We start from the raw sequence: 21,778 nt of genomic DNA, 5'->3' as shown, positions 1-21,778 counted from the left end.
CCAGGGGTGGTAATCTTCAGTCCTTTATCCGTCGCCACGTTCAGGACGTGGCGACCAATAAACGAGTGAGGGTTTCAAGTGTACGCAGCTGAAAAAATTGGTGAAATTGTCGGGCTTACCACGAGACAAATACAGCGGAGAGCAGCTGATGAGTCATGGCCGTTCACTAAGCGAAAGGGCAAGGGTGGCGGAAAGCTCTTTGCGACCAAGGACCTTCCGACGGATATCCGCGAGAAAGTTGAGGACCATGAGCGAGAGGTGCTCTCGGCTGGGGCTCGCCAGGCCCTTGCCGCAGCTGAAGTCGCGGCCCTGGCAGCAGTCGCATCTTCCCCGGTGCGTCCTCGCTCATTGGCCCCATCCATGACCGCCCTTCCATCCCGCGCGCTGGATATCCCGCGCAAGCAAAAAGCCATGCTGCGGGCAGACCTGGTGCGGCACTACACTGCATCCGTATCCCGCGCATCCAACAAGGCGTTCGCGCGGGATGGCTTTATCCAGGCTTATCACGCCGGGGCGTACCCGGAGCTGCTGCGCGAGCTGGGCCCCACCTCCTGGAAGACGATCGAGCGCTGGAAGGTAGCAATGCAGCGCACGGGGGACGCCTTTACTTTGGCCGATCGGCGCGGGCTGGCTCAGCGCGGCCAGAGTAGCCTGACGGACGCCATGAAGCAGGCTGTGTTGCGATTGGCCCTCCATCCGAATCGGGTCCGCCTGTCTACCTGTATCAGTATGACGCAGAAGATGTTGGAGGCTCAGGGCGCTGAATATGTGCCTTCGGGCACCACTTTCCGGAGATTCCTGAGCATGTTCCAGGAGCGCAATCAGGATGTGTGGGTGTTTTGCAGGGAAGGTCAGAAGGCATGGAATGACAAGGTTGCCATGTATATTGATCGAGATCTGAGCGTGCTGCAGCCCGGAGACGTTCTGGTTGCGGATGGGCACCGCCTGAATTTTCAGATCATCCACCCGTTCTTGGGCCGTCCATGCCGCATGACCTTGGTGATGTGGTACGACATGGCCAGTAATTACCCGGCTGGATGGGAGATCGCTTTTGAAGAAAACACCGAAGCCCTGGTTGCCGGGTTGCGGAGGGCTCTGCTGCGCCTCGGGAAGCCGGGCCGGGTGGCCTACATGGACAATGGCCGGGCTGAACGCAGCCATTATTTCACTGGCGATTTGAGCCAGAGCGGCGTGGACGGCCTGTTCAAGCGCCTGGGCATGGAAACAACCTTTGCCTGGGCCTACCACGGCCAGTCCAAGACCGTAGAGCGCTTTTTCCTGTATCTCCGGCAACTGGAAGAGTTGATGCCTGGCGGCACGGGCTCCTGTATCGACCTCAAGCCTGCATATCAAAAACGTGGCGAGTTCGTACACAAGGAGATCTGGGAAGCCAGCGGCTCTCCGGTCATGACCCTTCCTGAAGCGCATAGGGCTATAGCCAGTTGGGTGGACTATTACGTGGAGCAGCCCCAGTCGCGCAGTCACTTGAAGGGTCGCTGCCCGCGCGAGGTGTTCGACGCCGGGCGAGGCAACGGCCTGAGCGAAGAGCATCTACTGTGTCTGCGGGAATGCATGCTCACGGCCCGCAAGCGGCATGTAGCCAAGTGCCAGGTGAAACTGCCGGGCAGCATGATCGGGTCAGACACGGAAATCACCTATTTTGACGAGCGGCTGTATGGCCGCAAGCACGATGTGATCGTGAAGTACGATCCGCAGGACCTGTCCAGCGTGGATGTGTACGAGATGACAGGTGAATTTCTGGTCACGGCCATGATCAAGGGCAAGGACCACCCCATGGCCAGGCTCCTCGGCTCCGAAGAGGATCAGCAGCGCCTGCAGGCGAAGCTGGAACTGCGCAAGCACGCAGAAAAGATGGCCGCGGCCACAGCCAGGGAGCTGCTGGTGGGCGAAATCTTGCCGGGCTACGCGGCCAGTCTGGATCGCATGGGTCTATTCTCATCCGTTCAGGCGGAACTCCCAGTCACACCATCTTCCCGGACGACGAAGGCAAAGACCACTCAGGCCATCTCAGTACCCACAGACGAAGATTTCGAGGCCGAACTGGCCGAACTGCACGCCATGAACCAGCCCGATCTGGAGCCGGAAACGGAATCCGAAGAGCCTGACTTCGAGCCTTACGTCATCAGCTCTGCGGATCAATATTGGACGGACGTGCGCGGCACGTACCCAGAGGAAGACCGCTACGAGATGCTGCTGGAGGCCGAAGCCCAGAGCATGGTCATCCCGGCGGAGTTCACGGCTTTCATGCGCTATTTCGAGCAGACCGAGAAGTACGGCCGCATGCGCGATTATTTCGAGGAATTTCGAATGAAGATGGCGCTACTGCATGCGGCCCCGGCGGCTGCTGAAGCATCGGCAAGATCGTAAAAAAACGGCGACCGCGCTGCTGGAACCACTGCGGCCGCCACAACAAAAAGGAGAACTCAGAGTGAAGCTCAACCCGTCCTTTGTCAAGACGCGCAATGTGCGCAATTTCCAGGACCTGATGGAAACGTTGGCCCTCGCCGAGGGTGACGGCAGGTTCGGGCTGGTCTTTGGCCAGGCTGGCCGCGGCAAGACGCGGACCAGCCAGTGGTATGCGGCCCAGAACCAGAGCGTGTATTTGCGCGTGCTGTCCATCTGGAACACCAGCGAACGGGACTTTCTGCGGGCGCTGGCAACAGAGTTGGGTGTGCGCGCCATTCCATGGTCCAAAGCCTCGGTATTCAAAGTGGTGATGGACAAGCTGGTGGCAGACCAAAGGCCAGTCATCCTGGATGAAATGGAGAAGATGCCGCCCAAGTTTCTGGGCTTCGTCCGAGACCTTTCGGACCTGTCCGGGGTTCCGGTGGTTTTCGTCGGTGAGGTCGACCTTCTGACCTACCTGAAAGCGGAGCGCAGAGTCTGGAGCCGCGTGTTCCAGGTCGTCGAATTCGAGCCCATCGGAGCTTCGGATATCGTGTTCTATTCGGCTGAAGTGGCTGGGCTCCGCCTTGACAAGGCGGCGGCTGCCTTGGCCGCCAAAGATTCCGACGGTGACTTCCGGCAGGTCCGCCGTCTGGTGGTGGCCCTGGCCAGAATGGCAGAAGGCAAAGGTTCGTCGGACGTTAATGCCGAGATGGTCAGTATCGCAGCCAAGCAAGCACTGAAGGGGGCGTAGCATGGCAGGAAGAAAAGGAAGTTTTGCGAACATCGTCCGCGAGCTGCTGCAGGCCAGATGCCGGGCATCGGTGTCCGAACTCGTCACGGCCATCGTCTCGGCCAACCCTGAGCAGGTGGCCGGCCGCAAGGTCCGGCCCATGGTGCAGGCCGTGATGCGCGACCTGCTGCGCTCCGGCGAGGCGGCCAGGATCTCCGAGGGCGAGTACCGCTGGGCGGCCCGCAAGGAGCCGGTGCAGCTGCGGCAGAAGATGTGGTCCATCCTGCGCGCCCGCCGCGTGGTCAGTATTGAGGACCTGATGGAGCTGACCGGAGCGAGCCGCAATTACGCCCGTGCATGGACAACGATGCTGGAGGGCCACGAGGTGGTCCGGCGGCTGGAGGACGGGCGCGTGCAACTGGTGACCGACCCGGTGGTGATGCCTTCAGACGTCACCAAGGCCGAGAAGCTGAAGGCAATCCGCGTGCGCAACGCTTTGGCCGCAGTGCGTGAACGCATGGAGCAGGTAACCGTTGCGGTGAAGGAACTTGAGGAGGCTGTCTCATGAATTGGGTGGCTGGGTTGTGCATATTGATGTTTGTGGTCGGGCTTGCGCTCGGCTGGGCGATCTGGGGCAGATAATATAACCATTGGAGGTTGTTATGGTAAGTCAGGAAATTCGAAACAACGCCATCGCCCTGGGCGCGCTGTTGCACCAGGTCGGCGAAGAGCAGGCCGCGGTGCTGCGGCTCGTCAAGACCAACCTGGTGGCTGCCGCCGACCATGCCGAGGAGCTGGAGCGCGGGCTGCTGGCCCCTCAGTTCAAAGTCGTGAACACGATCCAGGAGGTCAAGATCGATGAGGAGTCCCTGCAGCGCGCCGTCCAGCGCACTAAGCGCAGGATCCTCTCCCTCATTGGCGCGCTGCCAGCCGACTGCCCCGGAGAGTGCGACGGCTGCGTCCACGCCAAGGCCCAGGGGGTAGCGTAATGGACGGCTACAAGAAAAACGCCATGGGCCACTTGGTCCCCGTCGAGCAGATCCAGCCTATCGATCTGGCCCGCGACGAGCTGGTGATGGAGAAGGCGGCTAAAATCAAGGCCGCGCAGGAGCAGCTGCGCCAGCTCAAGGCCGAAATCATGGGCGACATCGAGGCCTTCGTGTCGCTCGCGGCCGAGAAGTACGAGGCCCAGGTTGGGGGGCAGAAAGGCAATGTGACCCTGATGTCCTTCGATGGCCGCTTCAAGCTGCGCCGGCAGATCTCCGAGAATCTGAGCTTCGACGAGCGCCTGCAGGCGGCCAAGAGCTTGATTGACGAGTGCATCCGGGAATGGACCCAGGGCAGCCGCACCGAGCTGCAGGCTCTCATCAACGACGCATTCCAGGTCGACAAGGAAGGCCGCATCAACACCGGCCGCATCCTCGGCCTGCGCCGCCTGAACATCGACGACGACCGCTGGCACAGGGCCATGGAGGCCATCTCCGACAGCCTGCAGGTGACGGGCACGACGGCGTATTTCAGGCTCTATGAGCGCGTTGGGAATGGCGATCGGTACGTGAGCGTGCCTCTCGATATGGCGGCGGTCTGACCACGCGAAACGGCCCTGCGGGGCCGTCGTCCCGGCGTGGTTGCCGGGGCCTGATGAGCAGCCAGGAGGTCATCCAAATGCAGATCAAGTGTGGGTTTTGCGAGTATCGGGGCGATGCGGACGAATTCGTGCCGCGCGACCAGGAGTGCGGGCCGGACTGGATCTGCCCGAAGTGTCTGCTCGGCGCCTACGTGCCGGCGACGCTTACCGCCGATGACCTTGCCGCCCTGGGAGGGAAGGATGCTGCAGCATGATGGAGCTGGTCCTGGTGCGACAGAGGATGTTCGTGGACGGGATCGAATGCACGGTGACGGAACTGATGCCGACGTACCCCTTATTGACGACGTACCGCGGGCTTTTTGCAAGAATCATTGCCTTGCCTGGACAGAGCGGAAGCTCAGAAACAAGCAGGACGCCAGCTACTGCGCCCGGATCGTTTGGCCTCCGGACGAAGACGGGAAGCGGCGCTGCCGGTGGGAATGGAAACGCATCAAGGAGAAGATGAGTCTATGTGCGAAGCTGAAGAAGTCCTGAATTGGTTGATCGACGAAGTTGCGCAGAAATCGAATGAAGCTGGTAAATGCAGGCACTCCCTTTGCGACGCCATGCCTTGGGGCGCCTTTGATTCGGACAGTGAGATCTCGGATGCTTTTGATAGAGTTGGTGATCTCGAATTAGAATTAAGAGCGTTGGTCCGTGAGGCCAAGCAGCGCCTGAAGGAAGCAAAGAGGCAGGTGGCGGCATGAAAGCCACAAAATCAGCAAATATCCACATGACAGTCTACGAAGGAAAATTCGAACAATATTATGAGTGCGTAGGGGCAGATAAGTGCAAGTTCTCGTTATGTCACACAATGCCGCCAGACGGTACAGAGCTTTGCACGTTTAATGACCACAACACATGCGTGTGTTCGGGCGCGAAAGAAGCCACCCTACGCACGTTGTTGCGCCTCATCACAAGAGAACTAAAGCAGATGGAACTGGAAGTGGAATGAAAGCCACCTGCCCAGTCTGCGGGGGTTATGGCCCCCTGGAATCCTTCCTGGTGGACGACGACGCCAAGCGGGCCGTGGTGGCCGTCGGCAAGTTGCCAGGCGACCTGCCACGCCTCTGCTGGGCGTACCTCGGCTTGTTCCGCAAGCCCGGGTCCACCCGGGTACTGACTTGGGAGCGCGCCGGCAGGATCGTGGCCGAGCTGGCCGCCCTGGTGGCCGAGCCGGAAACGCAGTGGAAAGGCGGCCGGGTGGTGCAGAACCGCCCCGAATTTTGGGCCCAGGCCATCAAGCTCGTCCTGGACCGCGATGCCCAGGGTAAGCTGGAGCGGCCCCTGGACGGGCACAATTACTTGAGAGCCGTGGCCTATGAGCTGGCCGAAAAGGCCTGGCACCAGGGCAACGTGCGCCGCGAGGAAGAGGCCAAGCATCGGCCCCAGGATCCCCAGCCGCAACGCCGGCGGGATCCGGAGCGAGACGAGCACATTGTGCCCCTGGCCGAAGGGCTCAAGGGCTGGCGGGAGAAGTTGGGAGTCACCAAGGAGGAATCATGAACATGAGCTATCGCAAGGCGAGCAAGGGCGACGTGACGTGCGAACAGTGCCGTCATTCAAAGGTTCGAGCGGTCGGAGGCCGGCTGGAATGCCAGGTATCCCCCGAGCGCTATTACGTCACCGGCCGCAAGCACACGTGCGACATGGCCGAACAGCGAGGTGACAAATGACCACCCCCGACATGATCAACCTGATCCGGGCCAACACCCAGCCGCTGAGCCAAAAGACGCTCCAGGCCATCGCCGACCGTCTTGAAGAGCAGCACGCCTACCTGCGCAGCTGCCTGTGCACGATCGACGCCCAGGAAGAGCAACTGCGCGGCCTTGGAGGCGAGCTGGCCGAGAGCGAGCGCCACCGTCAGATGCTGGCCATCCAGAACCGTGAGCTGCTCGCCAGATGCGACCTGCTGGAAGCTGAGGCGTGCGCGTCATGACGTGCCATATCGCCGCGGACGACCGTGAGTGCATGCTCAGGCACTCCCATGCCCGGCATCATCGGGACAGCGGCCCATGCCTGGCCTGCTCGACCGGGATCTCGCGCATGTCCCGCGCCGTGGAGTGGCCGCCGGCCACAGCCGAAGTCGCTCCGAAGCAGCCCAAGCGGCGCGGTCGGCCTAGGAAGACACCGGCCGTTCCTGCTCCTGCAACCGTTCCGGCTCCAGCTTCTGCCCAGGTTGGCCCGAAGCAGCCCAAGCGGCGCGGTCGGCCCAGGAAGACTCCGGCCGTGCCTGCTCCTGCAGCGGCCCCGGTCCCAGCGCCTGCCCCGGTCACCATTGACGCCGTGCGCCAGGCCGTGCGCGAGGCGCTGCCCCAGGCCGAAGCCTGTGCTCTGGGTCTCGGATTCCTGGCTGAGCGTTGCGGGGCCGATGCGGCCCAGCTTCGAGAGGCCCTGGCGACCGAGGGCATGACAATTTTCAAGAACGAGATCGCTTTCCAGGGCGCGCTTCAGCTCTGCGTATCCGTGAACAAGAGGTTGCGGTCATGGGCGCTGTAGAAGAATGGCGGCCGCTTCCCGGCCATCCCAAGTACGAGCTTTCCAACCAGGGCCGCCTGCGCGGGCCCAGGTCGCATGTGAGCCCGCGGCTTCGCCACTCGCATCGTCCGGCCTCCGCCATGTACCCGGTGCCCGTGGGTAACTCCAAGTGCGTGGCGCTGATGATTCGGAACGCCATGCGGGACATCTGGGGCATCTCCTTCGAGCCGACTGAAGAATGGATAGAGCGGATCCGCGCCGAAGTCGTCCAGATGCGTGCGGGAAAGCGTGCGGCAGCCAAGGCTGCGGAAGTCGAGGCCCGCGAAGCAAAGGCTCGGGCGAACAGGCCGACGCGCCGGTGCAAGGACTGCGGAGCGCCCCTCTCCGGCGGCTACTGGTGGCGATGCCCGGAGTGCTGGGACGAACTGCGGAAATCTGAATTTTGACGGAGCAGATGGTGGATAAACGCAAATTTTCAGGATCATTCAGTGTCAGAATTGACACACGCCGCGCCCGCTTCGAGCTGTCGCCGGCGGAGATCCACGGCGGCCCAGAGGGCTCGTTCCGGGTCCGGATCGACCGCAAGTGGTACGACGGGCCAGACGGAAAGCCCTTGTTTTTCGACCGCTCCCGGCTGGCCGACCTGGTTGTCGGCGCGGCCCTGGAAGGCCTTCCCGAGCCAGCCACGCAGCCAGGAATTCAGCGCGGCGACCGCGTCAGCGTCCGCTTTGAAAAGGGCGGCGTCAGGCGTGTCGAGGGCGGCTTTGTGGCCGCTGCGCCCATCCTCGGCCACGATGGCCGCTGGTGGGTCCCTGTGACCATGTACGGCGGGACCAGATACGTCCCGGCGGATGACATCATCGCCAAGGAGGGCAACCGTGGCCGCACCAAATAGGAAGCCCCTGTACGCCAAGATCGCCATTGCCAGGAAGCAGCTCGTCGACATGGATGAAGACGCCTACCGCGCCCTGCTCGAAAACAAGTTCGGTGTGCGCAGCGCGTCAACGCTGAGTTTCGTGCAGCTCTCCGCCCTCGTGCAGCTTCTGGCTGAGATGGGGGCCGTCTACACCCAGCCCGGGCAGCGCATGAGCAACACCAAGGTGACTTCCAAGGCTCGGCCTGACTGGATCGAGGTCAAGGCGGGCGACCCGCATGCCGACCAGAAGCGAGCCATTTTGGCCATCTGGAAGAAGCTCGGCTACTCCATGAGCAGCCTGGAGACCAGGGTGAAACGAGGGTTCGGCGTCGAGTCCTTCGCGTGGCTGCATGACGAGAGGAAGATTTCGGCCCTGCTGTCGGACCTGCAGAAGCGCGAGGTGACCTTCGACAAGAAGGCCGTCTTGGCGATCTGGGAGGAGCGCGGCTACCCCAGGGAGAGCCTGGACTCGCTGGTGTGCCGTTGGTTCGGCGTCGAGTCTTTCGCGCAGCTGCGTAGTGGGCAGCTGGTCTCCATGCTGCTGTCGGAGCTGGAGTTCCGCGGCCCGGCCTTTGACCCGAACAAGGCGGCTCTGAATGGGTGACACGCCAGGACACGCCCTCCGCCAGGCCGTCGTGGCCCGGCATGGATCCGTTCACGCGTTCCTGAAGCGCCACCCCGAGCTGACCAGGTCGACGGTCTACCAGGTCCTGGGAGACCGCTACCCGGGCAACATGATCCGGCAGATGACGACCATCCGTCAGGCTCTGGAGGGCGTGCCCGGAGACGACGCTCAGGCCTCCTGGCAGCTGCCGGACGCCGAGGAACTGGTTGAGGTCATCCTGGCGGCCCGCTGCGCCAGGTGCAGGCGGCCTGACCGTCGCGGGTGCAGGGGCTGCCGAATCCAGACGGGCCGCGAGGCCCAAGCCGTACAGGAGTTTCTGGCGAAAAAGAGGTGAGCATGAAGAGTCTGATCAAGCAGGTGGCAAAGTTGATACAGGAAGGGTGGCGCCCGTACGACGCCCAGCCCAAGCCGGAAGTCTATGAGCGGCTGGCGTGCCCGAACGTGCAGGCCAAGCCGCACAAACGCCCCTACTGGTTCGTACGGGGCGACATTTTTTGTTGCATCGCCTGTGAGCGGGCGTGCAGCCTGGTTCGTCCCAGCGGCTTCCCGCCGCTCCTGCCGATCAACTACCCCCAGATGTCGGAGCCCTTCCAGCTCTCGCCCCAGGAGATGGTGGCCCGCAGGCACACCCTGCGCGTCGACGAGGCAGCCTACTGCCTGAACATCAGCGAGCGGCACGTCTACACCATGATCTACGAGGGGAAGCTCGCCGCCCTGCGCGACAAGCCCGTCCGGGTGCGGGCGTCCGATGTCGCGGCGGCCATGGAGGACTTTGACGAATGACCGGGTCTCGCGTGCGGGTGGTTGTGCCGGCGGGGTGCAAAGATCCGTGGATCGTGCCCAAGGACGGCTGGGAAGGTCGGGTAGTGGCGCCTGCCGCGGATCTTGAGGGCCACTACCTGGTGATGTTCCTGCTGCCCTGGTGCCCGCTGAAGATCACCAGGATCATGCCGGGCAGCGTCCTGCGCGAGGCGAAAGTTGTGAAGACTGCGGCGCAGATGAGGCTGCCGTTCTGAGGTCCAGGCCCGAGATCGTAGCGCAGGTAGCACCTGGTGCCATCACAGCCCCGCCACCGCGGGGCTTCGTTTTTTCTAGCACCATGTTCCGCGGGCTTTCTGGTTGCTTTTTTCAATCAATGGAATATCCACATCCGCATGAATACAGCGCAATTTTCCATCTATTTTGATGGTCCTGCCCTTCGCGAAGGGACCATGGACGTCCGGGATCTGGCGCCGGCGATGCTTGCGCTTGGCGACATGCTAGAACATGCAAACAGGGTGGTGAATGGCCCTGAAGTCACCGTTTCTGTTCGCGTGAAGGGGTTCCCCCGGGGCTGTTTTGGCGTGAGCTTTGAGACGGTCCAGGGCTTCATGTCTCAATTCGTGGAAATGCTTTCTCCGGGGTCGAAGGTCCACAGCGCTCTTGAGATTCTCAATTTGCTCGGGCTCAACCCAGTAACGATAGGAACCGGCCTGATTTTGCTGCTGAAAAAGGCAAAGGGGAGAAGGCCGAAGAAGGCGACGCCGATCGAACACAACAGGGTTGTGCTCACATTCCAAGATGAAGACATTGAGGTCCCGGCCGAGGTCGCCGAGCTTTATGGCGACAACGATGTTCGGACCGCGTTGAACAAGGCGCTTGAACCGCTGCGCGGTGAAGGGATAGACAAGATATTCGTCAAAGATGGCGCACAGCAGGTTGAGCTTGTCTCCGCGTACGAAGCTCAATTCTTTGTCCCTCAGGAGATCGACCCGATTCCGTTGGAGATCGACGAGACTCCGCAAATAAGATATTTTTCAATCATTTCGCTAAGTTTCAAAGAAGACAACAAATGGAAACTCAGCGATGGTTCCCAGCCTATCCATGTCACGATCACGGACCAGAAATTCTTGGATGAAGTGAACTCCGGATCAAGGTCATTCGCAAAGGGCGACATGCTTAAAATTAAGCTGGTCACCCGCCAGTCGCAAACAAAACAGGGCCTCAAAACTGAATATGAAGCGACAAAGATTTTAGAGCACACCCGCCCAGGTCGACAAATGTATCTGCCCTTGATGCAATAGCCCCCGCGAGGGGGTTTTCTTTTACCCAAATCCCAACGTCCAAACTAGTCTAAAAGTCCTCCGCACCTCGCGCCTCTCCTTCTGAAATCCCCCCGCATTTCCCGCATTCTGAGCTCTGCATGGTCGAACAGCCATCGACCACCTCCCAAACATCGCCCCGCCGGAGAATGGGCCCGGCGGGGCAACTACCAAACCAGGAGGCCGCATGCTCCGTCGTATCTTGGGTGTCGCCGTCAAGGGCGTCGAGGCGTTTCTCGGCAGCACAAAGCTGCAGATCGTCTACTGCTTCCTGGCCGTGGCCGTCCTCTTCATCGCGCTGTGGCTCCACAGCCCGCAACAGATCCCGGTCGTGGTCTACAAGCTCCTGCTGGCGCCGCTTGGCGGTCTTGCCGGCTGCTGCGTGTGGCTCGCCCTAGTGCCCTACGCCACCCCGTCGCGCTACCTGGTCAAGGACTGGCGCAGCGATCCGGACGCAGACATCGACGGCAAGGCCGACTTCGAAGTCGCCCCGGGCTACGAGGCCATCTTCTGCACGTGCCTGTTCTGCGCTGCCCTGGCCTTTGTGGTCGGCATGCTGGCCGTGGGGATGGGCCTGTGACGCTCCGCCAGGCGCTGATCATCCTTGCCGCGCTTGCAGTCCTGCTGCTCGCCGCCACCTGGGCGACGTGCGGCCCCCTCATTCCGCCCCAGGCCAACCAACACCGCTCGCTCCTGACCCGGGAAGCCCGCATGGTCTGGGGCCTCGACGCGCCTGTCGCTACCTTCGCCGGCCAGATCCACCAGGAATCACGCTGGGACGAACGGGCTGTTTCGCCAGCTGGGGCCCAGGGCCTAGCTCAGTTCATGCCCGCGACCGCGAAGTGGCTGCCCCAGGTCGCCCCCGAAACCGGAGAACCTCTGCCTTTTTCGCCATCCTGGTCGATCCGCGCGATGATCACCTATGACCGCTGGCTCTGGAAGCGGGTCACGGCGGCGTCGGACTGCGACCGCTGGCACATGACCCTGAGCGCCTACAACGGCGGCTTGGGATGGCTCGAACGCGACCAGGCGCAGGCCAGGATGGCCCACATGAACCCGCTCCTATGGAGCCACGTCGCCTTGCACAACGCCGGAAGGTCCTCCGCGAACATCAGGGAGAACCGGGCCTACCCGACCAAAATTCTGGGCAGGTGGACAGAACTATATCGGGCGGCTGGGTGGGGCTCGGGAGGGTGCGATGTGGAGTAGGATCCTGAATCTCATCACCGGCCAGCGGGGCGTCATCCCGCTGTCCGCCATGGCGGCCCTGCTCCTGGCCGCCCTCGGGTGGATCTACGTGCAGGGCCTACGTCTCGATGCCGCCCGGGCGGACGCCGCCAGGCAGATCCAGGCCGAGCGAGTGGCCCATGACGAAACCCGTCTGCGGCTGGCCGCCGCCGGCCACGAGATCGTGAGGCTGGAGGCGGCCTTGGATCTGGCCCGGAACTCCACCGCTGCCGTGCAGGAGAGCCTGCGCCAGGCCCTGGGGCGCGAGGCCGAGGCCGCCGGCGCAGCTGCCGCGCGCAAGCGGATTCTGGACCAGATGCGTACGCGGCCCGGGGCAGAAGCAGAAACCACGGAGGTGATCGACGATGCGACACGTATTGCTGTTGTTGGTCGGATCAATCGTCCTCTGTAGCTGCGCTGCTGCCACGCCTCCGGTCGCGGTGACCATGCCGGTCGTCGAATGTCCGGCGCCGCCGCGTCCGGAGCTGCCTGGGCTGGACCCGGCAAGTCCCCTCGACAGCCCGATGAACATCGAGGCGATCATGCTGCGCGACGACATCATGCGCGGCTACATCCGCGGGCTGGAAAGCTGCGTGGAATGCTACCGGGCGCAGACCGAGGCCGGCCATGACTGATTTTTCCGAGCGCCTGGCGAAGGTGCCGCCCAAGATCATGGAGGCCGCCCGAGCCACGACCTGGCCCAACGCCCCTTTGTCCGAGGTGCTGGCCCAGGCGGAGATGCTGATGCGGCACAGGCTAGGCGAGAAGCCCAGCGAAGACCGCCAGTTCTTCCAGCCGTTCCTCACGGCACGGGAGACGCGGATCATCCGGGACGCTCTGACCGGGCATGAGACCGTGATTGAAGACGACGTGGCCGCACTGCGCAAGCTCCGGGATTGGTTCGAGGGCACGCTGCATGGATGAAGTCGACGACTCCCAGAAAGCGGAGAGCCTCTACATCCAAGAGGCCTTGGCCGCCAACCGTCCGGTGGGGAACCCTGGCTTCGTGAGCTTCACCAGGTGCGCCGAGTGCGACGAGGAAATCCAGGAGCGCAGGCGCAAGGCCATCCCGGGCTGCAGGCTGTGCGCCGCATGCCAGGCCGAGCAGGACGGCAATTCTCATTTTTCGTGAACAAGGAGCGTGAATGAATCCCCAAGAAATCCAGACCTTGATCAGCGCCATGCAGACCATCGCCGCCGTTCTTTCCGGCCTGGGCGTGCCCGGGCTTATTGCCCTGGCCCTGGCCGCTCCGGCCTTGGTGCTTGTGACCGTGCTCGTGCTCGACCACATCCGGAACACGCGCATGGCGGTGATGCAGCAAGAGTTCCGCGCCGATACCGCGCGCATTCTGGATGCGTACCGGAACAACACGAGCAAGATCCTGGAGGCGTACCGCGTGGACACCCAGTCCGTTTGCAAGGAGCTGGGCAAGGAGCACGCCGAGGCCGTGAGGTTCTACAACGACAACGTGGAGCTGGTGAAGGATTACGAGCGGATGGCTGATGCACTGCAGACCTTGGTTGTCAATAACACGAGGGCCGTTGAACGGCTCATCACAATCGTGGAGGCGCGAGCGAAATGAGCGAACGACGCGAGAATATCGGACATCGGGAAGACCTGCGCTCCAGGCGTAAGCTGGTGGCAGCGGAAGTCCAGGCCCTGCGGGATTCCATCCGCGCAGCCCTGCCCCTGGCCGGCGAAGTGCACGAGATCGATGGTGAGCACGTCCTGAGCCTGAGCTTGTCCATGAAGGAAAAGGCCGACGAACTGGCCGGCCTGGACCGCAAGATCGCCATCCTCACGCGCGAACTGGACGGGTAGGCGTATGGGCTGGGAACATCCACCCGAAACCGTGTGGAAGGCGCAGGAGCTCTACTGCGTTGACCGCTGCTCTTTTGACCGTGTGGCCGAACTTACCGGAGTTTCGGCCACGACGCTTAAGGCGTGGGCGGACAAGTACGGCTGGCGCGATAAGCGCGAGGAGATAGCCAAGGCTGAAAGCGACATTCGGTACGGCACCATTCTGGGCCGCCAGAAGGTCTTGGAGCGCCTGATCGTCGCCACGAGCGGGATGGAGGCCTCCCAGCTGTCCTTCGCCGTCTCGGCCCTGGAAAACCTCGCGCTCAAGCAGCAGGAGATGGCCGCCTCTGGAAAGATCCCGTCCGGAGCTGCCGAAAAGCGCCCAACCATCGCCACCCGGGCCGATGCCGTGGCGGTCCTTCGCGCGGCCATAGAGAACAAGCTCGGCTTGGCGCTCGCGGATCCGGGCCTCATCACCAGCGCCACGGTCAAGGACGTGACCCAGTGCTTGGCTCTGATTGACGAACTGGAGGCCGGGCTGCCCAAGGGCGAGTTGTTGATCAAGGCCATCGATCAGGCGGCGGATGAGGCCAGCGAGCCCATGACGGCGGCCCAGATGAAGGAACGCATGTTGGCCGTCTACAGGGGCGAGGCATGAGCGGCCTGCTCTATCCGTACCAGCAGCGATGGCTGGAGGATGACAGCCGGTTCAAGATCGGCATGTTCGCCCGCCAGACCGGCAAGACTTTCACCACCACGCTTGAAATCGCCCAGGACGTGGCCTTCGCCGAGCTGGAGAAGCGCCGCGTGCGCTGGGTCATCCTGTCTCGCGGAGAGCGGCAGGCCAAGGAGGCCATGGACGAGGGCGTGAAGCTGCACCTTCGAGCCCTGAACGCCGGGTTTGAGTCCATGGAGACGGACTTCCGGCTGTCGGACAAGACGACGGTTCGGGCTTTGGAAGTGGCCACGACCAATGGATCCAAGATCACGGCCCTGCCGGCGAACCCCGACACCGCTCGCGGCTTTTCGGCCAACGTCTTCCTGGATGAATTCGCCTTCCACAAGGACAGCCATGCCATCTGGCGGGCGCTCTTCCCGGTCGTCTCCAAGCCGGGCCTGAAGCTGCGGGTGACCAGCACCCCCAACGGCAAGGGGAACAAGTTTTACGAGCTAATGACCGGAGAGGCGGACATCTGGTCCCGGCACGTGGTCGACATCTACAGGGCCGTGAAAGACGGCCTCCCCCGGGACATCGCAGCCCTGAAAGAAGCCCTGAACGACGATGACGCCTGGAGGCAGGAGTACGAGCTGGAATGGCTGGACGAAGCCAGTGCCTGGCTGCCCTGGGAGTTGATCAACGGCGTCGAGCACGACCAGGCAGGCATTCCCGAGCTGTACGCCGGGGGGCCCTGCTATGTCGGCATCGACATCGGCCGTCGCAAGGACCTGTTCGTGATCTGGGTCTTCGAGCTCGTTGGCGACGTGCTTTGGACGCGGCAGGTGATCGAGCGTCGTGGCGCCTCCTTTGCCGAACAGGACCAGCTTCTCGATGAAGTTTTCAGCCGCTACCGTGTCATGCGCTGCTGCATGGACAAGACGGGCATGGGCGAAAAGCCGGTCGAGGACGCGCAGCGCCGGCACGGATCGACCAGGGTTGAAGGTGTGCTGTTCACCAGCCCCAACAAGCTGACCCTGGCCACGGTCGGCAAGCAGCGTTTCGAGGACAAGGGCTTGCGTATCCCCATGGGGAACCAGGCTCTGCGCGCGGATCTGCATAAGCTGCAGAAGGTCGCCGGGCCGACTGGAGCGCCGCGTTTCGTGGCGGAGTCCGACGCCGGCGGCCATGCTGACCGGGCTTGGGCGTGCTTTCTCGCCTGCAATGCCGCAGAAACAGGCCCAGTCGAATACGCCTACCACCCCGTGCCCAACAAGAATTCCATGCGCGGCAACAGGAGATCGTTATGACCCAGATCTTGGACCAGTACGGCCGGCCGGTGCGGCGTCAGCTGCTCGACAGGCAGATCGCTGCGCCGTCCCTGACCGGCTTGCGTAGCCTCTGGAATTTCGGAGAGGTCACCAGCGGATTGACCCCGGCCAGGCTGGCCCGAGTGCTACGTTCTGCCGCAGAAGGCGACCACGAGGCCTATCTGACCCTGGCCGAAGAAATGGAAGAGCGTGACCCGCATTACGCGAGCGTCCTGGGCACCCGCAAGCGCGCCGTCAGTGGCCTGCCCGTGGTGGTTGAAGCGGCGAGCGACGACCCCAGCGACGTGAAGTTGGCCGATGCAGTGCGCCTGCTGTTCAAGCGGCGCGGCATCAGGGCCTTGCTGCAGGATCTCATGGATAGCGTGGGCAAGGGGTATTCGGTCGTCGAGATCATGTGGGACCGCAAGGCATCACCCTGGGCACCAGCCTGCTACGAATGGCGCGACCCGCGCTTTTTCCAGTTCGACCAGGCCACCAGGCGCGAAGTGCGCCTGCGCGACGAGAGCGACATGCTGGGCGGCCTGGCCCTGGAGCCGTACAAGTTCATGGTCCACGACCCGCGGTTGAAGTCCGGCATCCCGATCCGCGGTGGCCTGGCCAGACTGGCGGCCTGGTCGTGGATGCTCAAGAGCTTTGGGATCAAGGACTGGATGGCCTTTGCCGAAGTGTTCGGCATGCCGCTGCGCCTCGGCAAGTATCCCTCTGGCGAGACGCCGGAGAATGTCGACATCCTGCGCATGGCCGTTGCCAACCTGGGCACTGACGCCAGCGCGGTCATCCCCGAGAGCATGAAGATCGAGTTCGAGGAACTGGCCAATGTGGCCGGAGGTGCCGAGCTCTTCGAGCGCATGGCCAAGTTTTTCGACGCGCAGATCAGCAAGGCGGTCTTGGGCCAGACCATGACCACGGACGACGGCAGCAGCCGCAGTCAGGCGGAGGTGCACAACGAGGTCCGCAAGGATCTGCGTGACGCCGACGCCGACCAGCTGGAAGAGACGCTGGAGCGCGACCTGGTCATCCCGTTCATCACCCTGAATTGGGGCCCGCAGAAGAACTACCCGTCCGTCCATCTCCGCGAGCCGGAGAGTGCGGACGTGAAGTTGCTGACCGAAGCCCTGGCCGTTTTGGTGCCGCTTGGCCTGCGCGTCGAGACAAGCGAGGTGCGGGACAAGTTGGGATTCAGCGACCCGGATCCAAAGGCGGAGTGTCTACAGCCTGCGGCCGCGTTTGCACCGGCCCCAGTACTACAGCCAGCCACAAAGGCTCAGGCCATGAACCGGGAGGCCGCGCCGCGCTTTTCCGCCGACCAGCAGGCCCTGGAAGGGCTGATCGCTGGGGTCATGCCGGACGCCGTGAATGCCGCGGCCACCATGGGCCGGGAAATCGACGGGTTGATCCGCAAGGCCAAGTCCTTCGAGGAGCTGCAGGCGCTGCTCGCCGCGTACCTGGATGAGGCCGGCGAAGATCCGCTGCAGGACGTGATGCAACGCGCCCTGGTCGCCGCCGACATGCACGGCCGTGACGTGATCGGAGGCGATGGCGATGACTGAACTCAAGGCCCTGCCCATGTCCGAGGCCCTGGAGTACTGGCTCTCCAAGGTCAAGTTGTCGCCCAGGGAGTTCTACGCCCTGGCCGAAGAGTACCGCGTGCTGGCTTTCACGGTCAGCCGCTTGGCCCGGGCCGACATGCTGGCGGAGATCTTCGAGGCCATTTACCGGGCCATCCAGGACGGGACGAGCTTTGAGACCTGGTCTAAGGACCTGGAGCACATCTGGGTGGAGAATGGCTGGGTCGGCCTCCAGGCCTGGCGTATCGACACCATCTTTCGAACCAACATCCAGACCGCGTACAACGTCGGCAGGTACAAGCAGATGATGCTGGTCTCCGACGCCAGGCCGTTCTGGCAGTACTCGGCCGTCAACGACTCTCGCACGCGCCCGACGCACCGCGCCCTCCATGGCCGGGTCTACCGCTTCGACAGCCCATTCTGGGACACGTGGTACCCGCCGAATGGTCACAGGTGCAGGTGCAAGGTGAAGACCCTTAGCGATCGCCAGGTGCGGGATCGCGGCCTCGATGTCATGGAGGGCAACGGCCTGGGAGAACTGATCGAGCCGATCGGCCCGAATGGCCCGATGCCGGCCAGGCCGCTGATGCCGGACAAGGGTTTTGAGGGCAACCCTGGCAAGGAAGCCTGGTCTCCGGATGTGAGCAGATACCCCAAGGTCCTGCAGGAGAAGCTCACGCGGATGCTCCCAGGGTCAGAACCTCCAAAATAAGGGCGGCCCGCCCCTGCTGGAGCCGTCCAAAAGTTGTCCGCACCACGCGTCCTACCTTCAGAAATTCGCCTGAAATCGCGGCATTGTCGCGCTTATGAAGGCGACCCGAACCACTGAGCACATCTCGAAATCTCACGAAAAATCGAATTTGGCCCAAATACGCCTTCTAAGGCGTCAGGCCTGCTGTCCCGGACGCTGGGTAGGGTCGAGGGGCTTAGACTAGTTTTGCACTAGTGCAATTTGCGAAATTCGACCGGTCTGGGTGGCGTATCGGACGTCACCGACGAGCCGGAAACGATCGGGCCCGTCCAGGGCATGGAGGTCAGATGAAGAAAAAAGAACTGGTTGAGGCCCTGTCCGTAGCCTCCAAAGAGAGCCGGGCGGCATGCGAGCGGGTCCTTGATGCCTTGGCCGCCGTCGCCCAGGGCGCTCTCCGCGATGGCATGAGCCTGAACCTTCCCGGCATCGGGAAGCTCAAGCTCAAGCAGCTGGCGGCCCGGTCCATCCAGACCCCGCGAGGAGTGTCCATGGATGTGCCGGCCAGGACGGCGGTCAAATTCCGCGCGGCCCAGGCGCTCAAGGACATGCTGGAGGACGAGGCGTGAGCAGCCCCACGGTGCTCGTCATCGACGACGGCCGTTTCGCGCCCTGTCTGCTCAAGGCGCTCAACTCCGCGTCCACGGCCATGACCGCCGTGGGCATCAACGCCCAGGAGCTGGAAGTTCCCGGACACGCCCCGGAGTGGATCCCGCTGGTTCCAGCCGGCCAGGTCGTCGGCCGCGATGGTCGGGAGTGGGTCAACGACAGCCCGGAGCTCGTGATAGGCGCGTTCGCCGCCGGTGGCGCGGACCTCCCTGTGGACCTGGAGCATGCCACGGAACTGAAAGCGCCCCAGGGTGACCCGGCGCCCGCCGTCGGCTGGATCCAGGAACTGCAGATCCGGGATGGCCATATCTGGGGCCGTGTCGAATGGACCGAGGCCGGGCGCAACGCGGTGGAGTCCAAGTCCTATCGGTACGTAAGCCCCGTCTTCGTTTTCGAACGGGCGTCCAAACGGGTGGTGGCGCTCACGTCGGCGGCACTGACCAATCGCCCGAATCTCTTTTTACAGGCCCTGAATGGGCAGGAGGATCGTATGACTTTGGAAGAATTGTTGGCCGCGCTTGGGCTGCCGAAGGGCACCACATTCGAGGCGGCACTGGCCCATATCGGCAAGCTCAAGGGTGACCTGGTCACGGCGACCAACGCCGCCGCCAGCCCGCCCCTGGACAAGTTCGTGCCGCGCGCGGACTTCGATGCAGCCCTGGCCCGCGCCACCAACGCCGAGGCGTCCCTGACTGCTCTGAACCAGCAGGCCAAGGACAAGGACATCAAGGCCGCCATCGAGAAGGCCCTGGCCGAGGGCAAGATCACCCCGGCCACCGTCGACTACCACAAGGCGCAGTGCGCACTGGAAGGCGGGTTGGAACGCTTCGACGCTTACTGCAAGGCCGCTCCGGTGATCGCCGACCCGTCCAGGATGGACAATAAGCAGCCCGACGGGGGCGCGCCCATCGACGATGTTCAGCGGGCGGTGAACGCGATGATGGGCATCGATGACGAGACCTTCAAGAAGTACAACCCCAAATCCAAATAGCCCGACCGGCAAGGAAGAATGAACCATGACAGCTTTAGCAGCGGACAAGCGGCTCGAATACACCGAGGGCGTCGAGCTCGCCTTCCCCATTGATGACGGCGACGTCATCTACGGTGGCGCCTTTGTGTGCGTCAACGCGGCCGGGTACGCCGTCCCCGGATCGGATACGGCCGGCCTCATCTTCCAGGGCGTGTCCATCCACCACGTCGACAACTCCCTGGGCCAGGACGGCGACCAGATGGTCGTCCTTCGCCGGCGCGGCCTGATCAAGGCAACCCTCGGACACACTATCTCCCAGGCGAATGTCGGTGACAGCGTGTTCCTGGTCGACGACCAGACCGTGGACCTGGTCGCGAACGTGACCAACGCCATCTTCTGCGGCGTGATCGCAGGATTCATCGCCGCGAATCAGGCTTGGATCGACATCGAGCCGGCCATTCGCCAGGCCGACGTGGCCACCCACATCGCCGACACCAGCGCCGCGCACGCCGCATCGGCCATTTCCGTTGCCGATGCCGGAGCGTTCACGGCCGAGACCACGGTCGAGGGCGCTTTGCAGGAACTCTACGGGAAGGCGCCCCTGCCCGTGGCTGACCCCGGGAACGGACAGGCGCTGCCCGCAAACAGGTCCGCCGCCGTGTCTTTGACCACTGGCGCGACCGGGCAGACCAGGACTTTGGCCGCACCGGCCACCGCCGGCCTGATGCTGACCCTGTGCCTGGGCGTCGACGGGGGCGGAGATTGTGTCGTGACCGTGGCTGCGCCCATCAACCAGACCGGGAACAACACCATCACCCTGGGCGACGCCGGAGACACCGTCGTGCTCACGTCGGTGGTGATCGGAGCGGCCAAGGCGTGGCGCCTGGTCGTCAATGACGGCTGCAGCCTGACCACGGCCGGTTAACCATCAAGCATGGAGAGGAACCATACAATGAGCAAAATGATCACGACCCTGTGCGTCTGGGCGGTGCTTGTCGCCGGCGTGCTGTTCGCGGTGCCCGTGTCCGGCATGGCCGCCGACGTTCGGACCATGGATCTGGCAGGATTTGGCGTCGGGATGGCCGGTCTGCTGGTGAACAAGGCGACCCTGGATGCGCTGTTCACCAGCCTGAAGACGACGTTCAACAACGCCTTCGCCGGTGCGCCCAGCCAGTGGGAACTGACGGCCATGAAGGTCCCGAGCGGGTCCAGCCGAAACGACTACGGATGGCTGTCCGCCTTCCCCCGCATGAAAAAGTGGATCGGCGACAAGGCCGTCAAGGCGCTGGAGGCGTTCAAGTACTCCATCGTCAACGATGACTTCGAGGCCACCGTCGAGGTGGACCGCAACGACATCGAGGACGACAACCTCGGGATCTACGCCCCGCAGGCGCAGATGGCCGGCTTCAGCGCGAAGCAGCTGCCGGACGAGATCGTGGCCGACCTGAAGAACGCCGCCTTCGCCAGCCCCTGCTACGACGGCCAGTACTTCTACGACACGGATCATCCTGTGGAGGGGGTGAGCGTCAGCAACAAGTCGACCGTCGCTCTGTCCGGCGCGACCCAGGCCGCGGCCGTTGCCAGCTACGGCGCCGCTCGCACCGCCATCATGAGCTTCAAGGACGACGAGGGCCGGCCGCTGGGCTTGATCCCTGACGTCCTGGAAGTCCCGCCCGCCCTGGAGACCGAGGGCCGCCGTCTGCTGGAGATGGACAAGCTGGCCGACGACACCCCGAACCCCTTCAAGGGCACGGCCAAGCTGGTGGTCAACCCGCGCCTGACTTCGACCACCGCCTGGTTCCTGCACGTGACCAGCATGCCGGTGAAGCCCTTCGTCTACCAGGAGCGCAAGGCCCCGGTGTTCGTCGAGCAGACCGACCCCCAGGCGGACAACGTGTTCATGCGCAAGAAGTACCGCTTCGGCGCCGAAGCCCGCGCCGCCGGCGGCTATGCCTTCTGGCAGATGTCCTACGGCAGCACCGGCACCGGCGAGTAACGACAAC

General features: G+C 63.2%; 34 protein-coding genes and 1 other RNA gene. All 35 read left to right on the top strand.

The features are described 5' to 3' along the window. Window positions 1-360 precede the first annotated feature (360 nt). The 35 genes from ACZ5AC_RS13050 to ACZ5AC_RS12880 all read left to right on the top strand — a co-directional run bounded on the left by ACZ5AC_RS13050 (window position 361) and on the right by ACZ5AC_RS12880 (window position 21,771). Entirely contained in the window at window positions 361-2,388 is a 2,028-nt protein-coding gene (locus tag ACZ5AC_RS13050) for a Mu transposase C-terminal domain-containing protein (protein WP_464248037.1), read from the top strand. Window positions 2,389-2,449: 61 nt separating this feature from the next. Then, window positions 2,450-3,160: an AAA family ATPase gene (locus ACZ5AC_RS13045; protein ID WP_464248036.1), complete on the top strand. Its 711-nt coding sequence runs from the start codon at window positions 2,450-2,452 to the stop codon at window positions 3,158-3,160. Between the two features lies 1 nt (window position 3,161). Continuing rightward, window positions 3,162-3,707, top strand: coding sequence for a hypothetical protein (locus tag ACZ5AC_RS13040; RefSeq protein ID WP_464248035.1), 546 nt, complete (start codon window positions 3,162-3,164; stop codon window positions 3,705-3,707). A 94-nt stretch (window positions 3,708-3,801) separates the two neighbouring features. After that, window positions 3,802-4,128, top strand: coding sequence for a hypothetical protein (locus tag ACZ5AC_RS13035; RefSeq protein WP_464248034.1), 327 nt, complete (start codon window positions 3,802-3,804; stop codon window positions 4,126-4,128). Further along, window positions 4,128-4,727 carry a DUF3164 family protein gene (locus tag ACZ5AC_RS13030; protein ID WP_464248033.1) on the top strand — a complete coding sequence of 200 codons (600 nt, stop codon included), beginning with the start codon at window positions 4,128-4,130 and terminating at the stop codon, window positions 4,725-4,727. Before ACZ5AC_RS13035 ends, ACZ5AC_RS13030 begins: the two co-directional genes overlap by 1 nt. 2 nt (window positions 4,728-4,729) lie before the next feature. Continuing rightward, an RNA gene (locus tag ACZ5AC_RS13025) (hammerhead ribozyme type II) lies at window positions 4,730-4,794 on the top strand. A 10-nt stretch (window positions 4,795-4,804) separates the two neighbouring features. Then, window positions 4,805-4,981 (top strand): hypothetical protein, encoded by a 177-nt coding sequence (locus ACZ5AC_RS13020; RefSeq protein WP_464248032.1) that lies wholly within the window; start codon window positions 4,805-4,807, stop codon window positions 4,979-4,981. A gap of 255 nt (window positions 4,982-5,236) precedes the next feature. Continuing rightward, on the top strand, window positions 5,237-5,473 hold the full coding sequence (locus ACZ5AC_RS13015; RefSeq protein ID WP_464248031.1) for a hypothetical protein: 237 nt from the start codon (window positions 5,237-5,239) through the stop codon (window positions 5,471-5,473). Next, on the top strand, window positions 5,470-5,721 hold the full coding sequence (locus tag ACZ5AC_RS13010) for a hypothetical protein (protein ID WP_464248030.1): 252 nt from the start codon (window positions 5,470-5,472) through the stop codon (window positions 5,719-5,721). Before ACZ5AC_RS13015 ends, ACZ5AC_RS13010 begins: the two co-directional genes overlap by 4 nt. Beyond that, entirely contained in the window at window positions 5,718-6,272 is a 555-nt protein-coding gene (locus tag ACZ5AC_RS13005; RefSeq protein WP_464248029.1) for a hypothetical protein, read from the top strand. The genes ACZ5AC_RS13010 and ACZ5AC_RS13005 overlap by 4 nt, the downstream gene beginning before the upstream one ends. Next, the gene (locus tag ACZ5AC_RS13000) at window positions 6,269-6,442 is read left to right on the top strand and encodes a hypothetical protein (protein WP_464248028.1); all 174 of its coding nucleotides are present in this window, start codon (window positions 6,269-6,271) and stop codon (window positions 6,440-6,442) included. The genes ACZ5AC_RS13005 and ACZ5AC_RS13000 overlap by 4 nt, the downstream gene beginning before the upstream one ends. After that, entirely contained in the window at window positions 6,439-6,705 is a 267-nt protein-coding gene (locus ACZ5AC_RS12995; RefSeq protein WP_464248027.1) for a hypothetical protein, read from the top strand. The genes ACZ5AC_RS13000 and ACZ5AC_RS12995 overlap by 4 nt, the downstream gene beginning before the upstream one ends. Window positions 6,706-6,995: 290 nt before the next feature. Further along, the gene (locus ACZ5AC_RS12990; protein WP_464248026.1) at window positions 6,996-7,265 is read left to right on the top strand and encodes a hypothetical protein; all 270 of its coding nucleotides are present in this window, start codon (window positions 6,996-6,998) and stop codon (window positions 7,263-7,265) included. Next, a complete protein-coding gene (locus ACZ5AC_RS12985; RefSeq protein WP_464248025.1) occupies window positions 7,253-7,690 on the top strand; it encodes a hypothetical protein in 438 nt (145 codons plus the stop codon). The genes ACZ5AC_RS12990 and ACZ5AC_RS12985 overlap by 13 nt, the downstream gene beginning before the upstream one ends. 11 nt (window positions 7,691-7,701) lie before the next feature. Continuing rightward, a complete protein-coding gene (locus ACZ5AC_RS12980; protein ID WP_464248024.1) occupies window positions 7,702-8,139 on the top strand; it encodes a hypothetical protein in 438 nt (145 codons plus the stop codon). Then, entirely contained in the window at window positions 8,123-8,764 is a 642-nt protein-coding gene (locus ACZ5AC_RS12975; protein WP_464248023.1) for a regulatory protein GemA, read from the top strand. The genes ACZ5AC_RS12980 and ACZ5AC_RS12975 overlap by 17 nt, the downstream gene beginning before the upstream one ends. Next, window positions 8,757-9,119: a hypothetical protein gene (locus ACZ5AC_RS12970; protein ID WP_464248022.1), complete on the top strand. Its 363-nt coding sequence runs from the start codon at window positions 8,757-8,759 to the stop codon at window positions 9,117-9,119. The genes ACZ5AC_RS12975 and ACZ5AC_RS12970 overlap by 8 nt, the downstream gene beginning before the upstream one ends. A gap of 2 nt (window positions 9,120-9,121) precedes the next feature. Then, a complete protein-coding gene (locus ACZ5AC_RS12965) occupies window positions 9,122-9,568 on the top strand; it encodes a helix-turn-helix domain-containing protein (protein ID WP_464248021.1) in 447 nt (148 codons plus the stop codon). Next, window positions 9,565-9,801 carry a hypothetical protein gene (locus tag ACZ5AC_RS12960; RefSeq protein ID WP_464248020.1) on the top strand — a complete coding sequence of 79 codons (237 nt, stop codon included), beginning with the start codon at window positions 9,565-9,567 and terminating at the stop codon, window positions 9,799-9,801. Before ACZ5AC_RS12965 ends, ACZ5AC_RS12960 begins: the two co-directional genes overlap by 4 nt. 36 nt (window positions 9,802-9,837) lie before the next feature. Beyond that, window positions 9,838-10,848 carry an LAPAL motif-containing putative phage structural protein gene (locus ACZ5AC_RS12955; protein ID WP_464248019.1) on the top strand — a complete coding sequence of 337 codons (1,011 nt, stop codon included), beginning with the start codon at window positions 9,838-9,840 and terminating at the stop codon, window positions 10,846-10,848. Window positions 10,849-11,053: 205 nt separating this feature from the next. Beyond that, a complete protein-coding gene (locus tag ACZ5AC_RS12950; protein ID WP_464248018.1) occupies window positions 11,054-11,446 on the top strand; it encodes a putative holin in 393 nt (130 codons plus the stop codon). Beyond that, window positions 11,443-12,075, top strand: a complete 633-nt coding sequence (locus ACZ5AC_RS12945) for a transglycosylase SLT domain-containing protein (RefSeq protein WP_464248017.1) — start codon at window positions 11,443-11,445, stop codon at window positions 12,073-12,075. Before ACZ5AC_RS12950 ends, ACZ5AC_RS12945 begins: the two co-directional genes overlap by 4 nt. Beyond that, window positions 12,065-12,505 carry a hypothetical protein gene (locus ACZ5AC_RS12940; protein ID WP_464248016.1) on the top strand — a complete coding sequence of 147 codons (441 nt, stop codon included), beginning with the start codon at window positions 12,065-12,067 and terminating at the stop codon, window positions 12,503-12,505. Before ACZ5AC_RS12945 ends, ACZ5AC_RS12940 begins: the two co-directional genes overlap by 11 nt. A gap of 215 nt (window positions 12,506-12,720) precedes the next feature. Next, window positions 12,721-13,017 (top strand): hypothetical protein, encoded by a 297-nt coding sequence (locus ACZ5AC_RS12935; protein WP_464248015.1) that lies wholly within the window; start codon window positions 12,721-12,723, stop codon window positions 13,015-13,017. Further along, window positions 13,010-13,225: a TraR/DksA C4-type zinc finger protein gene (locus tag ACZ5AC_RS12930; RefSeq protein ID WP_464248014.1), complete on the top strand. Its 216-nt coding sequence runs from the start codon at window positions 13,010-13,012 to the stop codon at window positions 13,223-13,225. Before ACZ5AC_RS12935 ends, ACZ5AC_RS12930 begins: the two co-directional genes overlap by 8 nt. 13 nt (window positions 13,226-13,238) lie before the next feature. Next, window positions 13,239-13,676, top strand: coding sequence for a hypothetical protein (locus tag ACZ5AC_RS12925; protein ID WP_464248013.1), 438 nt, complete (start codon window positions 13,239-13,241; stop codon window positions 13,674-13,676). Then, window positions 13,673-13,915 (top strand): hypothetical protein, encoded by a 243-nt coding sequence (locus ACZ5AC_RS12920; RefSeq protein ID WP_464248012.1) that lies wholly within the window; start codon window positions 13,673-13,675, stop codon window positions 13,913-13,915. Before ACZ5AC_RS12925 ends, ACZ5AC_RS12920 begins: the two co-directional genes overlap by 4 nt. A 4-nt stretch (window positions 13,916-13,919) precedes the next feature. Beyond that, entirely contained in the window at window positions 13,920-14,552 is a 633-nt protein-coding gene (locus ACZ5AC_RS12915) for a hypothetical protein (RefSeq protein ID WP_464248011.1), read from the top strand. Next, window positions 14,549-15,859 (top strand): terminase large subunit domain-containing protein, encoded by a 1,311-nt coding sequence (locus ACZ5AC_RS12910; RefSeq protein WP_464248010.1) that lies wholly within the window; start codon window positions 14,549-14,551, stop codon window positions 15,857-15,859. Before ACZ5AC_RS12915 ends, ACZ5AC_RS12910 begins: the two co-directional genes overlap by 4 nt. After that, window positions 15,856-17,430, top strand: coding sequence for a DUF935 domain-containing protein (locus ACZ5AC_RS12905; RefSeq protein WP_464248009.1), 1,575 nt, complete (start codon window positions 15,856-15,858; stop codon window positions 17,428-17,430). Before ACZ5AC_RS12910 ends, ACZ5AC_RS12905 begins: the two co-directional genes overlap by 4 nt. Continuing rightward, window positions 17,423-18,160, top strand: a complete 738-nt coding sequence (locus ACZ5AC_RS12900; protein ID WP_464248008.1) for a phage head morphogenesis protein — start codon at window positions 17,423-17,425, stop codon at window positions 18,158-18,160. Before ACZ5AC_RS12905 ends, ACZ5AC_RS12900 begins: the two co-directional genes overlap by 8 nt. 233 nt (window positions 18,161-18,393) lie before the next feature. Further along, window positions 18,394-18,765: an HU family DNA-binding protein gene (locus ACZ5AC_RS12895; RefSeq protein ID WP_464248007.1), complete on the top strand. Its 372-nt coding sequence runs from the start codon at window positions 18,394-18,396 to the stop codon at window positions 18,763-18,765. Further along, window positions 18,762-19,796, top strand: coding sequence for a phage protease (locus tag ACZ5AC_RS12890; RefSeq protein ID WP_464248006.1), 1,035 nt, complete (start codon window positions 18,762-18,764; stop codon window positions 19,794-19,796). Before ACZ5AC_RS12895 ends, ACZ5AC_RS12890 begins: the two co-directional genes overlap by 4 nt. 25 nt (window positions 19,797-19,821) lie before the next feature. Then, window positions 19,822-20,700: a hypothetical protein gene (locus ACZ5AC_RS12885; RefSeq protein ID WP_464248005.1), complete on the top strand. Its 879-nt coding sequence runs from the start codon at window positions 19,822-19,824 to the stop codon at window positions 20,698-20,700. A 27-nt stretch (window positions 20,701-20,727) separates the two neighbouring features. Then, window positions 20,728-21,771 carry a Mu-like prophage major head subunit gpT family protein gene (locus ACZ5AC_RS12880; protein WP_464248004.1) on the top strand — a complete coding sequence of 348 codons (1,044 nt, stop codon included), beginning with the start codon at window positions 20,728-20,730 and terminating at the stop codon, window positions 21,769-21,771. The last annotated feature ends 7 nt before the right edge of the window (window positions 21,772-21,778 follow it).

This window comes from Desulfomicrobium aestuarii (genome assembly GCF_055385525.1).
Note: the sequence above shows the minus strand (reverse complement) of the source record. Positions and strands in the feature narration are given on the sequence as shown.

Bases quoted from the DNA above. Each gene is read 5' to 3' on its own strand.
- ACZ5AC_RS13050 (WP_464248037.1), top strand. From the start codon at position 361: ATGACCGCCCTTCCATCCCGCGCGCTGGATATCCCGCGCAAGCAAAAA.
- ACZ5AC_RS13040 (WP_464248035.1), top strand. From the start codon at position 3,162: ATGGCAGGAAGAAAAGGAAGTTTTGCGAACATCGTCCGCGAGCTGCTG.
- ACZ5AC_RS13035 (WP_464248034.1), top strand. From the start codon at position 3,802: ATGGTAAGTCAGGAAATTCGAAACAACGCCATCGCCCTGGGCGCGCTG.
- ACZ5AC_RS13030 (WP_464248033.1), top strand. From the start codon at position 4,128: ATGGACGGCTACAAGAAAAACGCCATGGGCCACTTGGTCCCCGTCGAG.
- ACZ5AC_RS13020 (WP_464248032.1), top strand. From the start codon at position 4,805: ATGCAGATCAAGTGTGGGTTTTGCGAGTATCGGGGCGATGCGGACGAA.
- ACZ5AC_RS13015 (WP_464248031.1), top strand. From the start codon at position 5,237: ATGTGCGAAGCTGAAGAAGTCCTGAATTGGTTGATCGACGAAGTTGCG.
- ACZ5AC_RS13010 (WP_464248030.1), top strand. From the start codon at position 5,470: ATGAAAGCCACAAAATCAGCAAATATCCACATGACAGTCTACGAAGGA.
- ACZ5AC_RS13005 (WP_464248029.1), top strand. From the start codon at position 5,718: ATGAAAGCCACCTGCCCAGTCTGCGGGGGTTATGGCCCCCTGGAATCC.
- ACZ5AC_RS13000 (WP_464248028.1), top strand. From the start codon at position 6,269: ATGAACATGAGCTATCGCAAGGCGAGCAAGGGCGACGTGACGTGCGAA.
- ACZ5AC_RS12995 (WP_464248027.1), top strand. From the start codon at position 6,439: ATGACCACCCCCGACATGATCAACCTGATCCGGGCCAACACCCAGCCG.
- ACZ5AC_RS12985 (WP_464248025.1), top strand. From the start codon at position 7,253: ATGGGCGCTGTAGAAGAATGGCGGCCGCTTCCCGGCCATCCCAAGTAC.
- ACZ5AC_RS12970 (WP_464248022.1), top strand. From the start codon at position 8,757: ATGGGTGACACGCCAGGACACGCCCTCCGCCAGGCCGTCGTGGCCCGG.
- ACZ5AC_RS12965 (WP_464248021.1), top strand. From the start codon at position 9,122: ATGAAGAGTCTGATCAAGCAGGTGGCAAAGTTGATACAGGAAGGGTGG.
- ACZ5AC_RS12960 (WP_464248020.1), top strand. From the start codon at position 9,565: ATGACCGGGTCTCGCGTGCGGGTGGTTGTGCCGGCGGGGTGCAAAGAT.
- ACZ5AC_RS12950 (WP_464248018.1), top strand. From the start codon at position 11,054: ATGCTCCGTCGTATCTTGGGTGTCGCCGTCAAGGGCGTCGAGGCGTTT.
- ACZ5AC_RS12940 (WP_464248016.1), top strand. From the start codon at position 12,065: ATGTGGAGTAGGATCCTGAATCTCATCACCGGCCAGCGGGGCGTCATC.
- ACZ5AC_RS12935 (WP_464248015.1), top strand. From the start codon at position 12,721: ATGACTGATTTTTCCGAGCGCCTGGCGAAGGTGCCGCCCAAGATCATG.
- ACZ5AC_RS12930 (WP_464248014.1), top strand. From the start codon at position 13,010: ATGGATGAAGTCGACGACTCCCAGAAAGCGGAGAGCCTCTACATCCAA.
- ACZ5AC_RS12925 (WP_464248013.1), top strand. From the start codon at position 13,239: ATGAATCCCCAAGAAATCCAGACCTTGATCAGCGCCATGCAGACCATC.
- ACZ5AC_RS12920 (WP_464248012.1), top strand. From the start codon at position 13,673: ATGAGCGAACGACGCGAGAATATCGGACATCGGGAAGACCTGCGCTCC.
- ACZ5AC_RS12915 (WP_464248011.1), top strand. From the start codon at position 13,920: ATGGGCTGGGAACATCCACCCGAAACCGTGTGGAAGGCGCAGGAGCTC.
- ACZ5AC_RS12910 (WP_464248010.1), top strand. From the start codon at position 14,549: ATGAGCGGCCTGCTCTATCCGTACCAGCAGCGATGGCTGGAGGATGAC.
- ACZ5AC_RS12905 (WP_464248009.1), top strand. From the start codon at position 15,856: ATGACCCAGATCTTGGACCAGTACGGCCGGCCGGTGCGGCGTCAGCTG.
- ACZ5AC_RS12900 (WP_464248008.1), top strand. From the start codon at position 17,423: ATGACTGAACTCAAGGCCCTGCCCATGTCCGAGGCCCTGGAGTACTGG.
- ACZ5AC_RS12885 (WP_464248005.1), top strand. From the start codon at position 19,822: ATGACAGCTTTAGCAGCGGACAAGCGGCTCGAATACACCGAGGGCGTC.
- ACZ5AC_RS12880 (WP_464248004.1), top strand. From the start codon at position 20,728: ATGAGCAAAATGATCACGACCCTGTGCGTCTGGGCGGTGCTTGTCGCC.